Consider the following 22770-nt stretch of genomic DNA (forward strand, 5'->3'; position numbering starts at 1 on the left):
GAAGTCTACCTGTACTGGCGTTGAAATGTTCCGCAAACTGCTGGACGAAGGCCGTGCTGGTGAGAACGTAGGTGTTCTGCTGCGTGGTATCAAACGTGAAGAAATCGAACGTGGTCAGGTACTGGCTAAGCCGGGCACCATCAAGCCGCACACCAAGTTCGAATCTGAAGTGTACATTCTGTCCAAAGATGAAGGCGGCCGTCATACTCCGTTCTTCAAAGGCTACCGTCCGCAGTTCTACTTCCGTACTACTGACGTGACTGGTACCATCGAACTGCCGGAAGGCGTAGAGATGGTAATGCCGGGCGACAACATCAAAATGGTTGTTACCCTGATCCACCCGATCGCGATGGACGACGGTCTGCGTTTCGCAATCCGTGAAGGCGGCCGTACCGTTGGCGCGGGCGTTGTAGCAAAAGTTCTGAGCTAATTGCCGATAACATTTGACGCAATGCGCACTAAAAGGGCATCATTTGATGCCCTTTTTGCACGCTTTCGTACCAGAACCTGGCTCATCAGTGATTTTCTTTGTCATAATCATTGCTGAGACAGGCTCTGTTGAGGGCGTATAATCCGAAAAGCTAATACGCGTTTCGATTTGGTTTGCCTCGCGATCGCGGGGTGAAAATGTTTGTAGAAAACTTCTGACAGGTTGGTTTATGAGTGCGAATACCGAAGCTCAAGGAAGCGGGCGCGGCCTGGAAGCGATGAAGTGGGTCGTTGTGGTGGCATTGCTCCTGGTGGCGATTGTCGGCAACTACCTTTATCGCGACATTATGCTGCCGCTGCGTGCGCTGGCCGTAGTAATTCTGATTGCTGCAGCGGGTGGTGTCGCGCTGTTAACGACAAAAGGTAAAGCTACCGTTGCTTTTGCCCGTGAAGCGCGTACCGAAGTCCGTAAGGTCATTTGGCCGACTCGCCAGGAAACATTGCACACCACGCTGATTGTGGCTGCGGTTACCGCAGTAATGTCACTGATCCTGTGGGGACTGGATGGTATTCTGGTTCGCCTGGTATCCTTTATCACTGGCCTGAGGTTCTGAGATGTCTGAAGCTCCTAAAAAGCGCTGGTACGTCGTTCAGGCGTTTTCCGGTTTTGAAGGCCGCGTAGCAACGTCGCTGCGTGAGCATATCAAATTACACAACATGGAAGATTTGTTTGGTGAAGTCATGGTACCAACCGAAGAAGTGGTTGAAATCCGTGGCGGTCAGCGTCGCAAAAGCGAACGTAAATTCTTCCCTGGCTACGTCCTCGTTCAGATGGTGATGAACGACGCGAGCTGGCACCTGGTGCGCAGCGTACCGCGTGTGATGGGCTTCATCGGCGGTACTTCCGATCGTCCTGCGCCAATCAGCGATAAAGAAGTCGATGCGATTATGAACCGCCTGCAGCAGGTTGGTGATAAGCCGCGTCCGAAAACGCTGTTTGAACCGGGTGAAATGGTCCGTGTTAATGATGGTCCGTTCGCTGACTTCAACGGTGTTGTTGAAGAAGTGGATTACGAGAAATCTCGTCTGAAAGTGTCTGTTTCTATCTTCGGTCGTGCGACCCCGGTAGAGCTGGACTTCAGCCAGGTTGAAAAAGCCTAACCCAGCGATCAAAAAAGCGGCGATTTAATCGTTGCACAAGGCGTGAGATTGGAATACAATTTCGCGCCTTTTGTTTTTATGGGCCTTGCCCGTAAAACGATTTTTTATATCACGGGGAGCCTCTCAGAGGCGTTATTACCCAACTTGAGGAATTTATAATGGCTAAGAAAGTACAAGCCTATGTCAAGCTGCAGGTTGCAGCTGGTATGGCTAACCCGAGTCCGCCAGTAGGTCCGGCTCTGGGTCAGCAGGGCGTAAACATCATGGAATTCTGCAAAGCGTTCAACGCAAAAACTGATTCCATCGAAAAAGGTCTGCCGATTCCGGTAGTAATCACCGTTTACGCTGACCGTTCTTTCACTTTCGTTACCAAGACTCCGCCGGCAGCAGTTCTGCTGAAAAAAGCGGCTGGTATCAAGTCTGGTTCCGGTAAGCCGAACAAAGACAAAGTGGGTAAAATTTCCCGCGCTCAGCTGCAGGAAATCGCGCAGACCAAAGCTGCCGACATGACTGGTGCCGACATTGAAGCGATGACTCGCTCCATCGAAGGTACTGCACGTTCCATGGGCCTGGTAGTGGAGGACTAAGAAATGGCTAAACTGACCAAGCGCATGCGTGTTATCCGCGAGAAAGTTGATGCAACCAAACAGTACGACATCAACGAAGCTATCGCACTGCTGAAAGAGCTGGCGACTGCTAAATTCGTAGAAAGCGTGGACGTAGCTGTTAACCTCGGCATCGACGCTCGTAAATCTGACCAGAACGTACGTGGTGCAACTGTACTGCCGCACGGTACTGGCCGTTCCGTTCGCGTAGCCGTATTTACCCAAGGTGCAAACGCTGAAGCTGCTAAAGCTGCAGGCGCAGAACTGGTAGGTATGGAAGATCTGGCTGACCAGATCAAGAAAGGCGAAATGAACTTTGACGTTGTTATTGCTTCTCCGGATGCAATGCGCGTTGTTGGCCAGCTGGGCCAGGTTCTGGGTCCGCGCGGCCTGATGCCAAACCCGAAAGTGGGTACTGTAACACCGAACGTTGCTGAAGCGGTTAAAAACGCTAAAGCTGGCCAGGTTCGTTACCGTAACGACAAAAACGGCATCATCCACACCACCATCGGTAAAGTGGACTTTGACGCTGACAAACTGAAAGAAAACCTGGAAGCTCTGCTGGTTGCGCTGAAAAAAGCAAAACCGACTCAGGCGAAAGGCGTGTACATCAAGAAAGTTAGCATCTCCACCACCATGGGTGCAGGTGTTGCAGTTGACCAGGCTGGCCTGAGCGCTTCTGTAAACTAATGCCTTTACGTGGGCGGTGATTTTGTCTACAATCTTACCCCCACGTATAATGCTTAATGCAGACGTATATCCGAGATATTCGGGTTGTGGCAAGGCGGCAACTGAGTGAGTCGCCAGGAGCATAGCTAACTATGTGACTGGTGCGAATGAAGGAAGCCAACGCCGCCACAAGTTGAATAGCGACGGATAGAAAAGATTTGTTCGTTGGAGCCTGGCCTATCCAGGCCTCCGTCGAAGACCGCAGGAGTTTCGCAAGAAACTTAATCCCCTGCGTAGACGGTGACAGAACGCTAAGATTATTCTTTTATATTCTGGCTTGTTTCTGCTCACCGTAATTAAGACGCTCTCTCCGTTTGGAGGAGTGAAGTGAGTTCCAGAGATTTTCTCTGGCAAACATCCAGGAGCAAAGCTAATGGCTTTAAATCTTCAAGACAAACAAGCGATTGTTGCTGAAGTCAGCGAAGTAGCCAAAGGCGCGCTGTCTGCAGTAGTTGCGGATTCCCGTGGCGTAACTGTAGATAAAATGACTGAACTGCGTAAAGCAGGTCGCGAAGCTGGCGTATACATGCGTGTTGTTCGTAACACCCTGCTGCGCCGTGCTGTTGAAGGTACTCCGTTCGAGTGCCTGAAAGACGCGTTTGTTGGTCCGACCCTGATTGCATACTCTATGGAACACCCGGGCGCTGCTGCTCGTCTGTTCAAAGAGTTCGCGAAAGCGAATGCAAAATTTGAGGTCAAAGCCGCTGCCTTTGAAGGTGAGCTGATCCCGGCGTCTCAGATCGACCGCCTGGCAACTCTGCCGACCTACGAAGAAGCAATTGCACGCCTGATGGCAACCATGAAAGAAGCTTCGGCTGGCAAACTGGTTCGTACTCTGGCTGCTGTACGCGATGCGAAAGAAGCTGCTTAATCGCAGTTATCTTTTTAACGCATTCGCTTACGTATAAACTTATTCTGATATTCAGGAACAATTTAAATGTCTATCACTAAAGATCAAATCATTGAAGCAGTTGCAGCTATGTCTGTAATGGACGTTGTAGAACTGATCTCTGCAATGGAAGAAAAATTCGGTGTTTCCGCTGCTGCTGCTGTAGCTGTAGCTGCTGGCCCGGTTGAAGCTGCTGAAGAAAAAACTGAATTCGACGTAATTCTGAAAGCTGCTGGCGCTAACAAAGTTGCTGTTATCAAAGCAGTACGTGGCGCAACTGGCCTGGGTCTGAAAGAAGCTAAAGACCTGGTAGAATCTGCACCGGCTGCTCTGAAAGAAGGCGTGAGCAAAGACGACGCAGAAGCACTGAAAAAAGCTCTGGAAGAAGCTGGCGCTGAAGTTGAAGTTAAATAAGCCAACCCTTCCGGTTGCAGCCTGAGAAATCAGGCTGATGGCTGGTGACTTTTTAGTCACCAGCCTTTTTGCGCTGTAAGGCGCCAGTAGCGTTTCACACTGTTTGACTACTGCTGTGCCTTTCAATGCTTGTTTCTATCGACGACTTAATATACTGCGACAGGACGTCCGTTCTGTGTAAATCGCAATGAAATGGTTTAAGCGTGATAGCAACAGGCATTGCGGAAAGTGTTCCATTTTCCGGTCAACAAAATAGTGTTGCACAAACTGTCCGCTCAATGGACAGATGGGTCGACTTGTCAGCGAGCTGAGGAACCCTATGGTTTACTCCTATACCGAGAAAAAACGTATTCGTAAGGATTTTGGTAAACGTCCACAAGTTCTGGATGTACCTTATCTCCTTTCTATCCAGCTTGACTCGTTTCAGAAATTTATCGAGCAAGATCCTGAAGGGCAGTATGGTCTGGAAGCTGCTTTCCGTTCCGTATTCCCGATTCAGAGCTACAGCGGTAATTCCGAGCTGCAATACGTCAGCTACCGCCTTGGCGAACCGGTGTTTGACGTCCAGGAATGTCAAATCCGTGGCGTGACCTATTCCGCACCGCTGCGCGTTAAACTGCGTCTGGTGATCTATGAGCGCGAAGCGCCGGAAGGCACCGTAAAAGACATTAAAGAACAAGAAGTCTACATGGGCGAAATTCCGCTCATGACAGACAACGGTACCTTTGTTATCAACGGTACTGAGCGTGTTATCGTTTCCCAGCTGCACCGTAGTCCGGGCGTCTTCTTTGACTCCGACAAAGGTAAAACCCACTCTTCGGGTAAAGTGCTGTATAACGCGCGTATCATCCCTTACCGTGGTTCCTGGCTGGACTTCGAATTCGATCCGAAGGACAACCTGTTCGTACGTATCGACCGTCGCCGTAAACTGCCTGCGACCATCATTCTGCGCGCCCTGAACTACACCACAGAGCAGATCCTCGACCTGTTCTTTGAAAAAGTTATCTTTGAAATCCGTGATAACAAGCTGCAGATGGAACTGGTGCCGGAACGCCTGCGTGGTGAAACCGCATCTTTTGACATCGAAGCTAACGGTAAAGTGTACGTAGAAAAAGGCCGCCGTATCACTGCGCGCCACATTCGCCAGCTGGAAAAAGACGACGTCAAACTGATCGAAGTCCCGGTTGAGTACATCGCAGGTAAAGTGGTTGCTAAAGACTATATTGATGAGTCTACCGGCGAGCTGATCTGCGCAGCGAACATGGAGCTGAGCCTGGATCTGCTGGCTAAGCTGAGCCAGTCTGGTCACAAGCGTATCGAAACGCTGTTCACCAACGATCTGGATCACGGCCCATATATCTCTGAAACCTTACGTGTCGACCCAACTAACGACCGTCTGAGCGCACTGGTAGAAATCTACCGCATGATGCGCCCTGGCGAGCCGCCGACTCGTGAAGCAGCTGAAAGCCTGTTCGAGAACCTGTTCTTCTCCGAAGACCGTTATGACTTGTCTGCGGTTGGTCGTATGAAGTTCAACCGTTCTCTGCTGCGCGAAGAAATCGAAGGTTCCGGTATCCTGAGCAAAGACGACATCATTGATGTTATGAAAAAGCTCATCGATATCCGTAACGGTAAAGGCGAAGTCGATGATATCGACCACCTCGGCAACCGTCGTATCCGTTCCGTTGGCGAAATGGCGGAAAACCAGTTCCGCGTTGGCCTGGTACGTGTAGAGCGTGCGGTGAAAGAGCGTCTGTCTCTGGGCGATCTGGATACCCTGATGCCTCAGGATATGATCAACGCCAAGCCGATTTCCGCAGCAGTGAAAGAGTTCTTCGGTTCCAGCCAGCTGTCTCAGTTTATGGACCAGAACAACCCGCTGTCTGAGATTACGCACAAACGTCGTATCTCCGCACTCGGCCCAGGCGGTCTGACCCGTGAACGTGCAGGCTTCGAAGTTCGAGACGTACACCCGACTCACTACGGTCGCGTATGTCCAATCGAAACCCCTGAAGGTCCGAACATCGGTCTGATCAACTCTCTGTCCGTGTACGCACAGACTAACGAATACGGCTTCCTTGAGACTCCGTATCGTAAAGTGACCGACGGTGTTGTAACTGACGAAATTCACTACCTGTCTGCTATCGAAGAAGGCAACTACGTTATCGCCCAGGCGAACTCCAACCTGGATGAAGAAGGCCACTTCGTAGAAGACCTGGTAACTTGCCGTAGCAAAGGCGAATCCAGCTTGTTCAGCCGCGACCAGGTTGACTACATGGACGTATCCACCCAGCAGGTGGTATCCGTCGGTGCGTCCCTGATCCCGTTCCTGGAACACGATGACGCCAACCGTGCATTGATGGGTGCGAACATGCAACGTCAGGCCGTTCCGACTCTGCGCGCTGATAAGCCGCTGGTTGGTACTGGTATGGAACGTGCTGTTGCCGTTGACTCCGGTGTAACTGCGGTAGCTAAACGTGGTGGTGTCGTTCAGTACGTGGATGCTTCCCGTATCGTTATCAAAGTTAACGAAGACGAGATGTATCCGGGTGAAGCAGGTATCGACATCTACAACCTGACCAAATACACCCGTTCTAACCAGAACACCTGTATCAACCAGATGCCGTGTGTGTCTCTGGGTGAACCGGTTGAACGTGGCGACGTGCTGGCAGACGGTCCGTCCACCGACCTCGGTGAACTGGCGCTTGGTCAGAACATGCGCGTAGCGTTCATGCCGTGGAATGGTTACAACTTCGAAGACTCCATCCTCGTATCCGAGCGTGTTGTTCAGGAAGACCGTTTCACCACCATCCACATTCAGGAACTGGCGTGTGTGTCCCGTGACACCAAGCTGGGGCCGGAAGAGATCACCGCTGACATCCCGAACGTGGGTGAAGCTGCGCTCTCCAAACTGGATGAATCCGGTATCGTTTACATTGGTGCGGAAGTGACCGGTGGCGACATTCTGGTTGGTAAGGTAACGCCGAAAGGTGAAACTCAGCTGACCCCAGAAGAAAAACTGCTGCGTGCGATCTTCGGTGAGAAAGCCTCTGACGTTAAAGACTCTTCTCTGCGCGTACCAAACGGTGTATCCGGTACGGTTATCGACGTTCAGGTCTTTACTCGCGATGGCGTAGAAAAAGACAAACGTGCGCTGGAAATCGAAGAAATGCAGCTCAAACAGGCGAAGAAAGACCTGTCTGAAGAACTGCAGATCCTCGAAGCGGGTCTGTTCAGCCGTATCCGTGCTGTGCTGGTAGCCGGTGGCGTTGAAGCTGAGAAGCTCGACAAACTGCCGCGCGATCGCTGGCTGGAGCTGGGCCTGACAGACGAAGAGAAACAAAATCAGCTGGAACAGCTGGCTGAGCAGTATGACGAACTGAAACACGAGTTCGAGAAGAAACTCGAAGCGAAACGCCGCAAAATCACCCAGGGCGACGATCTGGCACCGGGCGTGCTGAAGATTGTTAAGGTATATCTGGCGGTTAAACGCCGTATCCAGCCTGGTGACAAGATGGCAGGTCGTCACGGTAACAAGGGTGTAATTTCTAAGATCAACCCGATCGAAGATATGCCTTACGATGAAAACGGTACGCCGGTAGACATCGTACTGAACCCGCTGGGCGTACCGTCTCGTATGAACATCGGTCAGATCCTCGAAACCCACCTGGGTATGGCTGCGAAAGGTATCGGCGACAAGATCAACGCCATGCTGAAACAGCAGCAAGAAGTCGCGAAACTGCGCGAATTCATCCAGCGTGCGTACGATCTGGGCGCTGACGTTCGTCAGAAAGTTGACCTGAGTACCTTCAGCGATGAAGAAGTTATGCGTCTGGCTGAAAACCTGCGCAAAGGTATGCCAATCGCAACGCCGGTGTTCGACGGTGCGAAAGAAGCAGAAATTAAAGAGCTGCTGAAACTTGGCGACCTGCCGACTTCCGGTCAGATCCGCCTGTACGATGGTCGCACTGGTGAACAGTTCGAGCGTCCGGTAACCGTTGGTTACATGTACATGCTGAAACTGAACCACCTGGTCGACGACAAGATGCACGCGCGTTCCACCGGTTCTTACAGCCTGGTTACTCAGCAGCCGCTGGGTGGTAAGGCACAGTTCGGTGGTCAGCGTTTCGGGGAGATGGAAGTGTGGGCGCTGGAAGCATACGGCGCAGCATACACCCTGCAGGAAATGCTCACCGTTAAGTCTGATGACGTGAACGGTCGTACCAAGATGTATAAAAACATCGTGGACGGCAACCATCAGATGGAGCCGGGCATGCCAGAATCCTTCAACGTATTGTTGAAAGAGATTCGTTCGCTGGGTATCAACATCGAACTGGAAGACGAGTAATTCTCGCTCAAACAGGTCACTGCTGTCGGGTTAAAACCCGGCAGCGGATTGTGCTAACTCCGACGGGAGCAAATCCGTGAAAGATTTATTAAAGTTTCTGAAAGCGCAGACTAAAACCGAAGAGTTTGATGCGATCAAAATTGCTCTGGCTTCGCCAGACATGATCCGTTCATGGTCTTTCGGTGAAGTTAAAAAGCCGGAAACCATCAACTACCGTACGTTCAAACCAGAACGTGACGGCCTTTTCTGCGCCCGTATCTTTGGGCCGGTAAAAGATTACGAGTGCCTGTGCGGTAAGTACAAGCGCCTGAAACACCGTGGCGTCATCTGTGAGAAGTGCGGCGTTGAAGTGACCCAGACTAAAGTACGCCGTGAGCGTATGGGCCACATCGAACTGGCTTCCCCGACTGCGCACATCTGGTTCCTGAAATCGCTGCCGTCCCGTATCGGTCTGCTGCTCGATATGCCGCTGCGCGATATCGAACGCGTACTGTACTTTGAATCCTATGTGGTTATCGAAGGCGGTATGACCAACCTGGAACGTCAGCAGATCCTGACTGAAGAGCAGTATCTGGACGCGCTGGAAGAGTTCGGTGACGAATTCGACGCGAAGATGGGGGCGGAAGCAATCCAGGCTCTGCTGAAGAGCATGGATCTGGAGCAAGAGTGCGAACAGCTGCGTGAAGAGCTGAACGAAACCAACTCCGAAACCAAGCGTAAAAAGCTGACCAAGCGTATCAAACTGCTGGAAGCGTTCGTTCAGTCTGGTAACAAACCAGAGTGGATGATCCTGACCGTTCTGCCGGTACTGCCGCCAGATCTGCGTCCGCTGGTTCCGCTGGATGGTGGTCGTTTCGCGACTTCTGACCTGAACGATCTGTATCGTCGCGTCATTAACCGTAACAACCGTCTGAAACGTCTGCTGGATCTGGCTGCGCCGGACATCATCGTACGTAACGAAAAACGTATGCTGCAGGAAGCGGTAGACGCCCTGCTGGATAACGGTCGTCGCGGTCGTGCGATCACCGGTTCTAACAAGCGTCCTCTGAAATCTTTGGCCGACATGATCAAAGGTAAACAGGGTCGTTTCCGTCAGAACCTGCTCGGTAAGCGTGTTGACTACTCCGGTCGTTCTGTAATCACCGTAGGTCCATACCTGCGTCTGCATCAGTGCGGTCTGCCGAAGAAAATGGCGCTGGAGCTGTTCAAACCGTTCATCTACGGCAAGCTGGAACTGCGTGGTCTTGCTACCACCATTAAAGCTGCGAAGAAAATGGTTGAGCGCGAAGAAGCTGTCGTTTGGGATATCCTGGACGAAGTTATCCGCGAACACCCGGTACTGCTGAACCGTGCACCGACTCTGCACCGTCTGGGTATCCAGGCATTTGAACCGGTACTGATCGAAGGTAAAGCTATCCAGCTGCACCCGCTGGTTTGTGCGGCATATAACGCCGACTTCGATGGTGACCAGATGGCTGTTCACGTACCGCTGACGCTGGAAGCCCAGCTGGAAGCGCGTGCGCTGATGATGTCTACCAACAACATCCTGTCCCCGGCGAACGGCGAACCAATCATCGTTCCGTCTCAGGACGTTGTACTGGGTCTGTACTACATGACCCGTGACTGTGTTAACGCCAAAGGCGAAGGCATGGTGCTGACTGGCCCGAAAGAAGCAGAACGTCTGTATCGCTCTGGTCTGGCTTCTCTGCATGCGCGCGTTAAAGTGCGTATCACCGAGTATGAAAAAGATGCTAACGGTGAATTAGTAGCGAAAACCAGCCTGAAAGACACGACTGTTGGCCGTGCCATTCTGTGGATGATTGTACCGAAAGGTCTGCCTTACTCCATCGTCAACCAGGCGCTGGGTAAAAAAGCAATCTCCAAAATGCTGAACACCTGCTACCGCATTCTCGGTCTGAAACCGACCGTTATTTTTGCGGACCAGATCATGTACACCGGCTTCGCCTATGCAGCGCGTTCTGGTGCATCTGTTGGTATCGATGACATGGTCATCCCGGAGAAGAAACACGAAATCATCTCCGAGGCAGAAGCAGAAGTTGCTGAAATTCAGGAGCAGTTCCAGTCTGGTCTGGTAACTGCGGGCGAACGCTACAACAAAGTTATCGATATCTGGGCTGCGGCGAACGATCGTGTATCCAAAGCGATGATGGATAACCTGCAAACTGAAACCGTGATTAACCGTGACGGTCAGGAAGAGAAGCAGGTTTCCTTCAACAGCATCTACATGATGGCCGACTCCGGTGCGCGTGGTTCTGCGGCACAGATTCGTCAGCTTGCTGGTATGCGTGGTCTGATGGCGAAGCCGGATGGCTCCATCATCGAAACGCCAATCACCGCGAACTTCCGTGAAGGTCTGAACGTACTCCAGTACTTCATCTCCACCCACGGTGCTCGTAAAGGTCTGGCGGATACCGCACTGAAAACTGCGAACTCCGGTTACCTGACTCGTCGTCTGGTTGACGTGGCGCAGGACCTGGTGGTTACCGAAGACGATTGTGGTACCCATGAAGGTATCATGATGACTCCGGTTATCGAGGGTGGTGACGTTAAAGAGCCGCTGCGCGATCGCGTACTGGGTCGTGTAACTGCTGAAGACGTTCTGAAGCCGGGTACTGCTGATATCCTCGTTCCGCGCAACACGCTGCTGCACGAACAGTGGTGTGACCTGCTGGAAGAGAACTCTGTCGACGCGGTTAAAGTACGTTCTGTTGTATCTTGTGACACCGACTTTGGTGTATGTGCGCACTGCTACGGTCGTGACCTGGCGCGTGGCCACATCATCAACAAGGGTGAAGCAATCGGTGTTATCGCGGCACAGTCCATCGGTGAACCGGGTACACAGCTGACCATGCGTACGTTCCACATCGGTGGTGCGGCATCTCGTGCGGCTGCTGAATCCAGCATCCAGGTGAAAAACAAAGGTAGCATCAAGCTCAGCAACGTGAAGTCGGTTGTGAACTCCAGCGGTAAACTGGTTATCACTTCCCGTAATACTGAACTGAAACTGATCGACGAATTCGGTCGTACCAAAGAAAGCTACAAAGTGCCTTACGGTGCGGTACTGGCGAAAGGCGATGGCGAACAGGTTGCTGGCGGCGAAACCGTTGCAAACTGGGACCCGCACACCATGCCGGTTATCACCGAAGTAAGCGGTTTTGTACGCTTTACTGACATGATCGACGGTCAGACCATTACTCGTCAGACAGACGAATTGACCGGTCTGTCTTCGCTGGTGGTTCTGGATTCCGCAGAACGTACCGCAGGTGGTAAAGATCTGCGTCCGGCACTGAAAATCGTTGATGCTCAGGGTAACGACGTTCTGATCCCAGGTACCGATATGCCTGCGCAGTACTTCCTGCCGGGTAAAGCGATTGTTCAGCTGGAAGATGGCGTACAGATCAGCTCTGGTGACACCCTGGCGCGTATTCCGCAGGAATCCGGCGGTACCAAGGACATCACCGGTGGTCTGCCGCGCGTTGCGGACCTGTTCGAAGCACGTCGTCCGAAAGAGCCGGCAATCCTGGCTGAAATCAGCGGTATCGTTTCCTTCGGTAAAGAAACCAAAGGTAAACGTCGTCTGGTTATCACCCCGGTAGACGGTAGCGATCCGTACGAAGAGATGATTCCGAAATGGCGTCAGCTCAACGTGTTCGAAGGTGAACGTGTAGAACGTGGTGACGTAATTTCCGACGGTCCGGAAGCGCCGCACGACATTCTGCGTCTGCGTGGTGTTCATGCTGTGACTCGTTACATCGTTAACGAAGTACAGGACGTATACCGTCTGCAGGGCGTTAAGATTAACGATAAACACATCGAAGTTATCGTTCGTCAGATGCTGCGTAAAGCTACCATCGTTAACGCGGGCAGCTCCGACTTCCTGGAAGGCGAACAGGTTGAATACTCTCGCGTCAAGATCGCAAACCGCGAACTGGAAGCGAACGGCAAAGTGGGGGCAACTTACTCCCGCGATCTGCTGGGTATCACCAAAGCGTCTCTGGCAACCGAGTCCTTCATCTCCGCGGCATCGTTCCAGGAGACCACTCGCGTGCTGACCGAAGCAGCCGTTGCGGGCAAACGCGACGAACTGCGCGGCCTGAAAGAGAACGTTATCGTGGGTCGTCTGATCCCGGCAGGTACCGGTTACGCGTACCACCAGGATCGTATGCGTCGCCGTGCTGCGGGTGAAGCTCCGGCTGCACCGCAGGTGACTGCAGAAGACGCATCTGCCAGCCTGGCAGAACTGCTGAACGCAGGTCTGGGCGGTTCTGATAACGAGTAATCGTTAATCCGCAAATAACGTAAAAACCCGCTTCGGCGGGTTTTTTTATGGGGGGAGTTTAGGGAAAGAGCATTTGTCAGAATATTTAAGGAATTTCTGAATACTCATAATCAATGTAGAGATGACTAATATCCTGAAACTGACTGAACTAATTGAGTCAAACTCGGCAAGGATTCGATACTATTCCTGTGTAACTTTCTTAAGGAACGAGAATGAAACAGGAAGTGGAAAAGTGGCGACCTTTTGGACATCCGGATGGTGATATTCGTGATTTATCATTTCTTGATGCTCATCAGGCTGTCTACGTTCAGCATCATGAGGGCAAAGAGCCTTTAGAGTATCGCTTTTGGGTTACCTACTCTCTTCACTGCTTCACAAAAGATTATGAACATCAGACGAACGAAGAAAAACAATCGTTAATGTACCACGCGCCTAAAGAATCTCGTCCCTTCTGCCAGCACCGTTATAACTTAGCGCGCACACACTTAAAAAGAACTATTTTGGCGCTGCCAGAAAGCAACGTTATTCATGCCGGGTATGGTAGCTATGCCGTGATTGAGGTGGACTTAGACGGAGGAGATAAGGCATTTTACTTTGTTGCGTTCAGGGCTTTCAGGGAAAAGAAAAAACTCCGTTTGCATGTAACTAGCGCTTATCCCATTTCTGAAAAACAGAAAGGTAAATCAGTGAAATTTTTCACCATTGCCTACAACTTATTGAGAAATAAGCAGCTTCCTCAGCCCTCAAAATAACAAAACCCACCTTAAGGTGGGTTTCGCCAGAGAATTATCTCTGGTATTCAGAACGCCATTACCGGACTTTGCCTTGACCTTGCGATAATCGCAGGTTGCGGGATGTCTGAATTTCTTCAGTCTGCTGCATCCTGGAAGATGAGAACATGTGTTCTTATTTTCGTCTCTATCATAGTTGAGTATTTACTCTCTTACAATCAGATCTCTTTCATTGCTCAACAGGCGATGGCTTCAGACTTTGCATTACGGAATTTTTAAGAAAGGCAGGGCGAAACGAGGAAGAAGCTTTTCGCCCTGGACAACATTCCTGCTGACGGCACTACCATAAAAAAACAGAACGCTTTCAACAACCTTGCGTTTTTCATCTTCCGTAGCGGCTCGGAATAAATTTACGTTGTTACATTCTGTCTCATGGCCTTTGCGAGGCGTGTCCCAGATAGCTGTCCCAGTCTTTCCATACCGGCTGCAAACCCTGAGCGGTTAACGCGGCCGCAACTGCTTCTGGTCTGCGATCGTCGTGCGGTGAGAACTGTTCCAGCTCGGGGTGATTGTCGGCATAGCCACCTGGCTGCGTTTTCGAAAAAGCGCTGACGTTATTAATTGCCAGCGGAATCACGCGATCGCGAAACCACGGTGATTCCCGCGTGGAGAGTGAGAGTTCAATCTCCGGTGCAAGCAGTCGGAAGGCGCAGATGGTTTGCACTAACTGGCGTTCATCCATAATCGACGCAGGCTCAATGCCGCCAGTACACGGGCGCAGGCGCGGAAAGGAGACAGAGTAACGGCTTTGCCAGTAATGCTGTTGCAGCCATAGCAAATGTTCGGCAACCATATAGCAGTCAACGCGCCAGTTGTCGGAAAGGCCAATTAGCGCGCCGAGGCCTATCTTATCAATCCCCGCACGCCCCAGCCGATCCGGCGTTTCCAGCCGCCAGAAGAAGTCCTGTTTTTTTCCTTTCAGATGATGGCGGGCATAAGTCGCCTCGTGATATGTCTCCTGATAAACCATCACGCCATCCAGACCAAGCTGCTTTAACTCGGCGTATTCCGTCTCCGCCAGCGGTTGCACTTCCATTTGTAGTGAAGAGAACTGTTCACGCAGGGCGGGGAGATGACGACGAAAGTAATCCATCCCCACTTTCGCCTGATGTTCACCAGTGACTAATAGCAGATGTTCAAAGCCCATCTCCCGTATAGCGGCGCTTTCCCTGGCAATATCCGCTTCATCCAGCGTTTTGCGCTTGATGCGATTACTCATGGAAAATCCGCAGTACGTGCAGTCGTTAGCGCAAAGATTGGAAAGATAAAGCGGGACGTAGAAACTAACTGTGTTGCCAAATCGCTGACGGGTCAGACGCTGCGCCCGTTGGGCCAGTTGTTCCAGATAGCCACTGGCGGCTGGCGATAACAGCGCCATCATATCGTCGCGGGTGAATTGCGAGGCATTTAGCGCCCGCTCTACGTCAACAGCCGTTTTGCCGTTGATACGCAGGCGGATGTCATCCCAGTCCAGTTGTCGCCAGCGATCGCTGAAGGTTTTCATGCCGATGCCTCCAGAAATCCAGTCAGCGGGCTGGTGGCATGAGCAAAATGACTGCGGCTGCCCGGTCCGGACTGACGTGCCAGCAGGCCTGCTTCTACCGCCAGACGAAATGCCTTCGCCATGTTGACGGGATCGTCCGCTACGGCAATCGCCGTATTCACTAACACCGCGTCGGCCCCCATTTCCAGGGCCTGCGCGGCATGGCTGGGAACGCCGATGCCAGCATCGACAACCACCGGAACTGTGGCCTGCTGGATAATAATCTCCAGCATGGCACGGGTTTCCAGTCCCTGATTCGAGCCAATCGGCGCGCCGAGCGGCATCACCGCTGCACAGCCGACTTCTTCCAGACGTTTACACAATACCGGATCGGCCCCGCAGTAAGGCAGCACGACAAATCCCTGTTGTACCAGCATTTCGGCGGCTTTCAGAGTTTCGATGGGATCGGGCAACAGCCAGCGGGCGTCAGGGTGAATCTCTAATTTTAACCAGTTTGTGCCTAACGCTTCACGTGCCAGATGGGCGGCGAAAATGGCTTCTTCCGCTGTTTTCGCCCCGGAAGTATTTGGCAGCAGGGTCACACCCGCCGCGATAAGCGGTTCGAGGATAGCGTCGTTGTGCTGGCGCAAGTCGACACGTTTCATCGCCAGTGTCACCAGCTGGCTGCCGGAAGCGCGGATCGCCTCCACCATCAGTTGTGAAGAAGCGAATTTCCCTGTGCCGGTAAACAGATGTGAATCAAACGTTTTGTCCGCAATACGTAACATCTCAACCCCCTGCAATAACCTGAAAAAGCAGGATCTGGTCGCCATCCTGCACGATATGTTGCGTCCACTGCTCACGCGGGACGATTTGCTGATTAATCGCCAGAGCCGCGCCCGCTTGTCGTTGGTCGAGTTGCTCCAGTAGTTCGTGAACAGTTTGCCCGGCGGCGCACTGCATCGGTTGATCGTTAAACAGGATCTGCATTGCTTCCTCCGCATACCGGGCAACCACTGGCGCGGCGCAACGCCAGGCTGCGCCACTGGCTAGACTTACCATCGAACAGTCGGAGTTCTCCCGCAGGCGTCTCTATACCGCTTAATAACTTAATGGCTTCCAGTGCCTGCAAAGTGCCCATCACCCCGACCACCGGGCCAACCACGCCCGCCGTGCGGCAGTTGCGTTCTGGCTCCTGGTTATCTGGCCACAGGCAGCGGTAACACCCCTGCTCCCAGGGCGGCGTCAGTACCATCAACTGACCGCCAAATCCGACCGCGCTGGCGGTGATAAGCGGCGTGTTGAGTACCACGCAGGCGGCATTAATCTCCTGGCGAGTCGCCATATTGTCGGTACAGTCGAGCACCACATCGGCCCGTGCAACCGCATCTTTTAACGCCTCACCCGTTAACCGTTGTTGTAATGCTGTCAGTTGAATGTCGGGATTCAACTGTGTCAGTCGCTGTTGGCTGACCTGCGATTTCGGGCGATCGATATCTTCAGTGGTAAAGAGGATTTGTCGTTGCAGATTGCTTAAATGCACATCGTCGTCATCTGCCAGTACCAGCGTCCCGACGCCAGCGCCCGCCAGGTATAGCGCAGCAGGTGTACCCAGCCCGCCAAGACCGATAATCAGCACCTGGCTGTCGAGCAGTTTTTGCTGCCCGTCAAGAGCGATATCGTCGAGCAGGATTTGGCGGCTATAACGCATAAAATCACGGTCATTCATCGCCAACTCCTGCAATTTCCAGCAACTGTGCCGTTGCCAAACGCCAGTCTGCGGCTTGAGTAATGGCGCTGACGACGGCGATACTGCCGACACCCGTTGCTATCACCGCAGGCGCGCGTGCCAGACTGATACCGCCAATCGCCACGGTGGGATAATCCGCCAGTCGCTCAACATGCCGTGCCAGCTGTTCCAGCCCCTGCGGTGCAGAAGGCATCTGTTTGGTTTGCGTCGGGAACACATGTCCCAGCGCGATATAAGAGGGGCGTGCTGCCAGCGCGACGTCGATTTCCATATCGTCATGTGTCGAAACACCCAGCCGCAGGCCTGCCGCGCGGATGGCATTGAGATCGGTGGCTTGCAAATCTTCCTGCCCCAAATGGACGCCATACGCCTGATGCTTGATCGCGAGCCGCCAGTAATCGTTGATAAACAATCGCGCGTTATAGCGGCGGCCCAGCGCAATTGCCGCCACGACATCGGCTTCCACCTCTTCATCGCGCCGATCTTTGATGCGTAGCTGGAGAGTACGTACGCCTGCATCCAACAGACGTTCGATCCACTGTACGCTGTCCACCACTGGGTACAGTCCTAAACGAAAAGGTACAGGAGGAAAATCAGGCTGATACATCACGCTTCCTCCTTACGCAGGTAGATTTCTCCGCCTCTGGCACGGAAGTTCTCCGACATATCCGCCATTCCCATTTCAATAGTTTGCGTGGCGGCGTAATCACGCACTTCCTGGCTGATTTTCATCGAGCAGAATTTCGGCCCACACATGGAGCAAAAATGGGCGACTTTACCTGACTCTTGCGGCAGGGTTTCATCGTGATAAGCGCGGGCGGTAAACGGGTCGAGGGCCAGATTAAACTGGTCTTCCCAGCGAAATTCGAAGCGGGCTTTCGACATGGCGTTATCGCGAATTTGCGCGCCCGGATGCCCTTTCGCCAGGTCAGCGGCGTGGGCGGCAATCTTATAGGTGATAAGCCCCTGCTTAACATCTTCTTTATTAGGCAGACCCAGATGCTCTTTTGGCGTTACGTAACAGAGCATCGCGCAGCCAAACCAGCCAATCATCGCCGCACCAATCCCCGACGTGAAGTGGTCATAGCCCGGCGCAATATCGGTAGTTAGCGGCCCCAGAGTGTAAAACGGCGCTTCGTGGCAGTGCTCTAACTCCTCGGTCATATTGCGGCGGATCATCTGCATCGGCACGTGGCCTGGGCCTTCAATCATCACCTGCACGTCATATTCCCAGGCAATTTTGGTCAGTTCGCCCAGCGTATGCAGCTCGGCAAACTGCGCTTCATCGTTGGCGTCCTGAATAGAACCGGGGCGCAGACCGTCGCCCAGCGACAGCGAAACGTCATAAGCGGCACAGATTTCACAAATTTCGCGGAAGTGTTGATAGAGGAAATTTTCCTGATGATGGGAGAGGCACCATTTCGCCATAATCGAACCGCCGCGAGAGACGATACCGGTCAGGCGTTTCGCGGTTATCGGCACATAGCGCAGCAGTACGCCCGCATGGATAGTGAAGTAATCCACACCTTGCTCGGCCTGTTCCAGCAGCGTGTCGCGGAACGCTTCCCAGGTAAGATCTTCGGCGATCCCGTTAACCTTCTCCAGCGCCTGGTAGATCGGCACTGTACCGATCGGCACCGGGCTGTTACGCAAAATCCACTCGCGGGTTTCGTGAATATAGCGACCGGTGGAGAGATCCATCACCGTATCCGCTCCCCAGCGCGTGGACCATACCAGCTTTTCCACTTCTTCTTCGATGGAAGAGGTGACCGCCGAGTTGCCGATATTGGCGTTAACTTTTACCAGGAAATTGCGACCAATAATCATCGGCTCCGATTCCGGATGATTAATGTTGGCCGGGATAATCGCACGTCCGGCAGCAACTTCATCACGGACAAATTCCGCAGTGATATTTTCCGGCAGATGTGCGCCAAAGCTCATTCCCGGATGCTGGTGGCGTAAAACCTCGCTACGGATGCGCTCGCGGCCCATATTCTCGCGGATGGCGATGAATTCCATTTCCGGCGTGATGATGCCCTGGCGGGCGTAGTGCAGTTGGGTGACACGGCGTCCTGCTTTGGCGCGTTTTGGTGTTAGTACGCCGCTAAAACGCAGTTCGTCGAGGCCATCATCTGCCAGCCGCGCTTTAGTGTAATCGGAACTGCGCACGGTAAGTTCTTCGGTATCGCCGCGCGCATCGATCCACGGCTGGCGTAGTTTTGCCAGCCCTTGCTGCACGTTAATGGCAATCTGCGGATCACCATACGGGCCGGAGGTGTCGTAGACCGGAATCGCTTCGTTTTCTTCGTACTGCGGCTGTTCTTTGCTACCGCCAATTAGCGTCGGGCTAAGCTGGATCTCACGCATCGGCACGCGCACGCCGGGGTGTGTGCCAGTGATATAAATGCGTTTTGAGTTGGGAAAGGCGGTGCCTTCCAGGGTGTCGATAAAATGTTGGGCCCGGGCGCGTTGTTCGCGGCGGGTCAGTTTTGTTGCAGACATAGCTCATTCCAAAAAGTTAAGGACGTGGCTTGTCAGACGACGGATGAAGCAAGAGACGATCGCCGCAGGGGCGATGCGATAGCAGATTAACTCTTGTTCCCTTCGCAGGTATTAGCCTGATCAGGTTCCGCGGATCCCGAATAAACGGTCTCAGCCAGTTAAGGCACTCCGACAAGAAATTAGCCCCGCAAATGGGGCATTGAATGTAAATTACGCGTTAACAGCGCAGAACTCAAGCAGGATGTTTGACGCGGGCGGCGTCAAGCACCAGCAGAATCAGCTTATCTTCCAGCACAAAGCGCGCTTCCAGCGCCTCGCCGATGTCAGATAAAACCTGTTGAAACTCAAGGTAATTATCATGATCGATGGCGGTTTCCAGACTGGAATCGTAGTAATCCATAATCTGTTGAGTATTGGCTTCGAGTTGCGGCCAAATCTTCGCGGCGCGCGCGAGTTGCCCGTTGCCTTCCAGCTTATGAAGAATGCGCTCATAAATACTGAAATGTCCGGCAGACAAGTAATCGACCAGGCTCTGACAAAAATCATCAAGGGCTTTTTCGTTTAGCCTCATGTACGATTCTTTGCCAGGCTTAATGCCAACCAGATTGTAGTAAGCCACGAGCAGATGCTTACGTACATGTAGCCAGCGATCAACCAGTTTGTTACTTCCTCTGACGCGCTCCGTCAGGTTATCGAGCTGGTTAAGCATGATTGACTCCGCAAGTTTGTATTCAAAAACTGCTCAGTGAGAAATGTAAAAACCATGTTAAACATGCCAGTGATGCAAAGGTAGTGCAAGAGCTATGGATCGTATAATTGAAAAATTAGATCACGGCTGGTGGGTCGTCAGCCATGAACAAAAATTATGGTTGCCGAAGGGAGAATTGCCATATGGCGAAGCGGCAAATTTCGATCTTGTGGGTCAGCGCGCACTACAAATCGGCGAATGGCAGGGGGAACCTGTTTGGTTAGTACAACAGCAGCGGCGTCACGATATGGGGTCGGTACGTCAGGTCATTGATCTCGATGTTGGGCTGTTTCAACTGGCCGGACGAGGCGTACAACTGGCGGAGTTTTACCGATCGCATAAATACTGTGGTTACTGCGGGCATGAAATGTATCCGAGCAAAACCGAATGGGCGATGCTGTGCAGCCATTGCCGTGAGCGTTACTACCCGCAAATCGCCCCCTGCATTATTGTTGCCATCCGTCGCGATGATTCGATCCTCCTCGCCCAGCATACCCGCCATCGTAACGGTGTCCATACAGTACTTGCCGGATTCGTCGAAGTGGGCGAAACCCTCGAGCAGGCAGTCGCGCGGGAAGTGATGGAAGAGAGCGGAATTAAAGTTAAAAACTTGCGTTACGTGACTTCTCAGCCGTGGCCGTTTCCTCAGTCTTTAATGACCGCGTTTATGGCGGAATATGACAGCGGCGACATCGTGATCGACCCGAAAGAATTGCTCGAGGCGAACTGGTATCGCTATGACGATTTGCCGTTACTCCCGCCGCCCGGCACCGTAGCGCGCCGTCTGATAGAAGATACGGTGGCGATGTGTCGGGCAGAGTATGAGTGATGATACACTGACCGCCTGACGCACTAAGGAACAGCCAAAATGACCGAACTTAAAAACGATCGTTATCTGCGGGCGCTGCTGCGCCAGCCCGTTGATGTCACTCCAGTATGGATGATGCGCCAGGCGGGTCGCTATCTACCGGAATATAAAGCCACGCGCGCCCAGGCGGGCGATTTTATGTCGCTGTGCAAAAACGCCGAGCTGGCGTGCGAAGTGACTTTGCAACCGCTGCGTCGCTACCCGCTGGATGCGGCGATCCTCTTTTCCGATATCCTCACCGTGCCGGACGCGATGGGGTTAGGGCTCTATTTTGAAGCCGGAGAAGGTCCGCGTTTTACCTCGCCAGTCACCTGCAAAGCCGACGTCGATAAACTGCCAATTCCGGACCCGGAAGATGAGCTGGGTTACGTGATGAACGCGGTGCGTACCATTCGTCGCGAACTGAAAGGCGAAGTGCCGCTGATTGGTTTTTCCGGCAGCCCGTGGACGCTGGCGACCTACATGGTGGAAGGCGGCAGCAGCAAAGCCTTCACCGTGATCAAAAAAATGATGTATGCCGATCCGCAGGCGCTGCACGCTCTACTCGATAAACTGGCGAAAAGCGTCACTTTGTATCTGAATGCGCAGATTAAAGCCGGTGCTCAGGCTGTGATGATTTTCGACACCTGGGGCGGCGTGCTTACCGGGCGCGATTATCAACAGTTCTCGCTTTATTACATGCATAAAATTGTTGATGGTTTACTGCGTGAAAACGACGGTCGCCGCGTACCGGTCACGCTGTTTACCAAAGGCGGCGGACAGTGGCTGGAAGCCATGGCAGAAACCGGTTGCGATGCGCTGGGCCTCGACTGGACAACGGACATCGCCGATGCGCGCCGCCGTGTGGGCAATAAAGTCGCGTTGCAGGGTAATATGGATCCGTCGATGCTGTACGCGCCGCCTGCCCGCATTGAAGAAGAAGTAGCGACTATACTTGCAGGTTTCGGTCACGGCGAAGGTCATGTCTTTAACCTTGGTCACGGCATTCATCAGGATGTGCCGCCAGAACATGCTGGCGTGTTCGTGGAGGCAGTGCATCGACTGTCTGAACAGTATCACCGCTAAGGAGTGATTATGGATCTCGCGTCATTACGCGCTCAACAAATCGAACTGGCTTCTTCTGTGATCCGCGAGGATCGACTCGATAAAGATCCACCGGATCTGATCGCCGGAGCCGATGTCGGGTTTGAGCAGGGCGGAGAAGTGACGCGAGCGGCGATGGTGCTGCTGAAATATCCCTCGCTTGAGCTGGTGGAGTATAAAGTTGCCCGCATCGCCACCACCATGCCTTACATTCCAGGTTTTCTTTCCTTCCGCGAATATCCTGCGCTGCTGGCAGCGTGGGAGATGCTGTCGCAAAAGCCGGATTTAGTGTTTGTCGATGGTCATGGGATCTCGCATCCTCGCCGTCTTGGCGTCGCCAGCCATTTTGGTTTGATGGTGGATGTGCCAACGATCGGCGTGGCGAAAAAACGGCTCTGCGGTAAATTCGAACCGCTCTCCAGCGAACCGGGCGCGCTGGCCCCACTGATGGATAAAGGCGAGCAGCTGGCCTGGGTCTGGCGCAGCAAAGCGCGCTGTAACCCGTTGTTTATCGCTACCGGCCATCGGGTCAGCGTGGACAGCGCGCTGGCGTGGGTACAACGCTGCATGAAAGGCTATCGTCTGCCGGAGCCAACGCGCTGGGCGGACGCGGTGGCCTCGGAACGTCCGGCGTTCGTGCGCTATACAGCAAATCAGCCCTAATTCAGGT

General features: G+C 53.0%; 20 protein-coding genes and 1 riboswitch. Of the genes, 13 read left to right on the top strand and 7 right to left on the bottom strand.

Going from position 1 to position 22770, the window contains the following annotated elements:
• The 10 genes from QZF50_RS11240 to QZF50_RS11285 form a co-directional block, all read left to right on the top strand.
• A partial coding sequence (locus QZF50_RS11240; protein ID WP_074526629.1) for an EF-Tu/IF-2/RF-3 family GTPase occupies positions 1-430 on the top strand: 430 nt, incomplete at its 5' end.
• Positions 431-659: 229 nt separating this feature from the next.
• A complete protein-coding gene (gene secE, locus QZF50_RS11245) occupies positions 660-1043 on the top strand; it encodes a preprotein translocase subunit SecE (protein ID WP_001275702.1) in 384 nt (127 codons plus the stop codon).
• A gap of 1 nt (position 1044) precedes the next feature.
• Positions 1045-1590 carry a transcription termination/antitermination protein NusG gene (nusG, locus tag QZF50_RS11250; RefSeq protein ID WP_001287516.1) on the top strand — a complete coding sequence of 182 codons (546 nt, stop codon included), beginning with the start codon at positions 1045-1047 and terminating at the stop codon, positions 1588-1590.
• A gap of 158 nt (positions 1591-1748) precedes the next feature.
• Complete coding sequence (rplK, locus tag QZF50_RS11255; RefSeq protein WP_001085926.1) at positions 1749-2177, top strand: 50S ribosomal protein L11; 429 nt, start codon at positions 1749-1751, stop codon at positions 2175-2177.
• A gap of 3 nt (positions 2178-2180) precedes the next feature.
• Positions 2181-2885, top strand: a complete 705-nt coding sequence (rplA, locus tag QZF50_RS11260) for a 50S ribosomal protein L1 (protein ID WP_001096684.1) — start codon at positions 2181-2183, stop codon at positions 2883-2885.
• 412 nt (positions 2886-3297) lie between these two features.
• A complete protein-coding gene (rplJ, locus tag QZF50_RS11265) occupies positions 3298-3795 on the top strand; it encodes a 50S ribosomal protein L10 (RefSeq protein WP_001207201.1) in 498 nt (165 codons plus the stop codon).
• Positions 3796-3861: 66 nt separating this feature from the next.
• Complete coding sequence (rplL, locus tag QZF50_RS11270) at positions 3862-4227, top strand: 50S ribosomal protein L7/L12 (RefSeq protein WP_000028878.1); 366 nt, start codon at positions 3862-3864, stop codon at positions 4225-4227.
• Positions 4228-4546: 319 nt separating this feature from the next.
• Entirely contained in the window at positions 4547-8575 is a 4029-nt protein-coding gene (gene rpoB, locus QZF50_RS11275; RefSeq protein ID WP_000263098.1) for a DNA-directed RNA polymerase subunit beta, read from the top strand.
• Positions 8576-8651: 76 nt separating this feature from the next.
• Positions 8652-12875 carry a DNA-directed RNA polymerase subunit beta' gene (gene rpoC / locus QZF50_RS11280; RefSeq protein ID WP_000653944.1) on the top strand — a complete coding sequence of 1408 codons (4224 nt, stop codon included), beginning with the start codon at positions 8652-8654 and terminating at the stop codon, positions 12873-12875.
• Between the two features lie 212 nt (positions 12876-13087).
• Positions 13088-13627: a heat-shock protein C gene (locus QZF50_RS11285; RefSeq protein WP_001307500.1), complete on the top strand. Its 540-nt coding sequence runs from the start codon at positions 13088-13090 to the stop codon at positions 13625-13627.
• 409 nt (positions 13628-14036) lie between these two features.
• Here the strand turns inward: QZF50_RS11285 and thiH are convergent, their stop codons facing one another.
• The 7 genes from thiH to rsd all read right to left on the bottom strand — a co-directional run bounded on the left by thiH (position 14037) and on the right by rsd (position 20110).
• The gene (thiH, locus tag QZF50_RS11290) at positions 14037-15170 is read right to left on the bottom strand and encodes a 2-iminoacetate synthase ThiH (protein WP_001748926.1); all 1134 of its coding nucleotides are present in this window, start codon (positions 15168-15170) and stop codon (positions 14037-14039) included.
• A complete protein-coding gene (gene thiG, locus QZF50_RS11295; RefSeq protein ID WP_000944094.1) occupies positions 15167-15937 on the bottom strand; it encodes a thiazole synthase in 771 nt (256 codons plus the stop codon). Before thiG ends, thiH begins: the two co-directional genes overlap by 4 nt.
• Position 15938: 1 nt before the next feature.
• A complete protein-coding gene (thiS, locus tag QZF50_RS11300; RefSeq protein ID WP_001166232.1) occupies positions 15939-16139 on the bottom strand; it encodes a sulfur carrier protein ThiS in 201 nt (66 codons plus the stop codon).
• Positions 16123-16878, bottom strand: coding sequence for a thiazole biosynthesis adenylyltransferase ThiF (gene thiF / locus QZF50_RS11305; RefSeq protein ID WP_000999739.1), 756 nt, complete (start codon positions 16876-16878; stop codon positions 16123-16125). The genes thiS and thiF overlap by 17 nt, the downstream gene beginning before the upstream one ends.
• Positions 16871-17506, bottom strand: a complete 636-nt coding sequence (gene thiE, locus QZF50_RS11310; protein WP_000284600.1) for a thiamine phosphate synthase — start codon at positions 17504-17506, stop codon at positions 16871-16873. Before thiE ends, thiF begins: the two co-directional genes overlap by 8 nt.
• A complete protein-coding gene (gene thiC, locus QZF50_RS11315) occupies positions 17506-19401 on the bottom strand; it encodes a phosphomethylpyrimidine synthase ThiC (RefSeq protein WP_001276923.1) in 1896 nt (631 codons plus the stop codon). The genes thiE and thiC overlap by 1 nt, the downstream gene beginning before the upstream one ends.
• A gap of 80 nt (positions 19402-19481) precedes the next feature.
• A riboswitch (TPP riboswitch) is annotated at positions 19482-19582 on the bottom strand.
• Between the two features lie 51 nt (positions 19583-19633).
• Entirely contained in the window at positions 19634-20110 is a 477-nt protein-coding gene (gene rsd / locus QZF50_RS11320) for a sigma D regulator (protein WP_000934302.1), read from the bottom strand.
• 94 nt (positions 20111-20204) lie between these two features.
• Between rsd and nudC the strand changes: the two genes are divergently transcribed.
• From nudC to nfi, 3 genes are read left to right on the top strand one after another with little or no spacing between them, the layout of a single operon-like run.
• On the top strand, positions 20205-20978 hold the full coding sequence (nudC, locus tag QZF50_RS11325) for an NAD(+) diphosphatase (RefSeq protein WP_000373940.1): 774 nt from the start codon (positions 20205-20207) through the stop codon (positions 20976-20978).
• Between the two features lie 39 nt (positions 20979-21017).
• Positions 21018-22082 (top strand): uroporphyrinogen decarboxylase, encoded by a 1065-nt coding sequence (gene hemE / locus QZF50_RS11330; protein WP_000137657.1) that lies wholly within the window; start codon positions 21018-21020, stop codon positions 22080-22082.
• A gap of 9 nt (positions 22083-22091) precedes the next feature.
• Entirely contained in the window at positions 22092-22763 is a 672-nt protein-coding gene (nfi, locus tag QZF50_RS11335; RefSeq protein WP_000362392.1) for a deoxyribonuclease V, read from the top strand.
• The last annotated feature ends 7 nt before the right edge of the window (positions 22764-22770 follow it).

Source organism: uncultured Escherichia sp., from assembly GCF_948475835.1.
In the GTDB taxonomy this organism is placed as follows: Bacteria; Pseudomonadota; Gammaproteobacteria; order Enterobacterales; family Enterobacteriaceae; genus ECMA0423.

Bases quoted from the DNA above. Each gene is read 5' to 3' on its own strand.
- thiE (WP_000284600.1), bottom strand. From the start codon at position 17,506: ATGTATCAGCCTGATTTTCCTCCTGTACCTTTTCGTTTAGGACTGTAC.
- QZF50_RS11285 (WP_001307500.1), top strand. From the start codon at position 13,088: ATGAAACAGGAAGTGGAAAAGTGGCGACCTTTTGGACATCCGGATGGT.
- rplA (WP_001096684.1), top strand. From the start codon at position 2,181: ATGGCTAAACTGACCAAGCGCATGCGTGTTATCCGCGAGAAAGTTGAT.
- rplK (WP_001085926.1), top strand. From the start codon at position 1,749: ATGGCTAAGAAAGTACAAGCCTATGTCAAGCTGCAGGTTGCAGCTGGT.
- rsd (WP_000934302.1), bottom strand. From the start codon at position 20,110: ATGCTTAACCAGCTCGATAACCTGACGGAGCGCGTCAGAGGAAGTAAC.
- secE (WP_001275702.1), top strand. From the start codon at position 660: ATGAGTGCGAATACCGAAGCTCAAGGAAGCGGGCGCGGCCTGGAAGCG.
- thiS (WP_001166232.1), bottom strand. From the start codon at position 16,139: ATGCAGATCCTGTTTAACGATCAACCGATGCAGTGCGCCGCCGGGCAA.
- rplJ (WP_001207201.1), top strand. From the start codon at position 3,298: ATGGCTTTAAATCTTCAAGACAAACAAGCGATTGTTGCTGAAGTCAGC.
- rplL (WP_000028878.1), top strand. From the start codon at position 3,862: ATGTCTATCACTAAAGATCAAATCATTGAAGCAGTTGCAGCTATGTCT.
- nfi (WP_000362392.1), top strand. From the start codon at position 22,092: ATGGATCTCGCGTCATTACGCGCTCAACAAATCGAACTGGCTTCTTCT.
- rpoB (WP_000263098.1), top strand. From the start codon at position 4,547: ATGGTTTACTCCTATACCGAGAAAAAACGTATTCGTAAGGATTTTGGT.
- thiC (WP_001276923.1), bottom strand. From the start codon at position 19,401: ATGTCTGCAACAAAACTGACCCGCCGCGAACAACGCGCCCGGGCCCAA.
- nusG (WP_001287516.1), top strand. From the start codon at position 1,045: ATGTCTGAAGCTCCTAAAAAGCGCTGGTACGTCGTTCAGGCGTTTTCC.
- thiH (WP_001748926.1), bottom strand. From the start codon at position 15,170: ATGAAAACCTTCAGCGATCGCTGGCGACAACTGGACTGGGATGACATC.
- thiF (WP_000999739.1), bottom strand. From the start codon at position 16,878: ATGAATGACCGTGATTTTATGCGTTATAGCCGCCAAATCCTGCTCGAC.
- hemE (WP_000137657.1), top strand. From the start codon at position 21,018: ATGACCGAACTTAAAAACGATCGTTATCTGCGGGCGCTGCTGCGCCAG.
- nudC (WP_000373940.1), top strand. From the start codon at position 20,205: ATGGATCGTATAATTGAAAAATTAGATCACGGCTGGTGGGTCGTCAGC.
- thiG (WP_000944094.1), bottom strand. From the start codon at position 15,937: ATGTTACGTATTGCGGACAAAACGTTTGATTCACATCTGTTTACCGGC.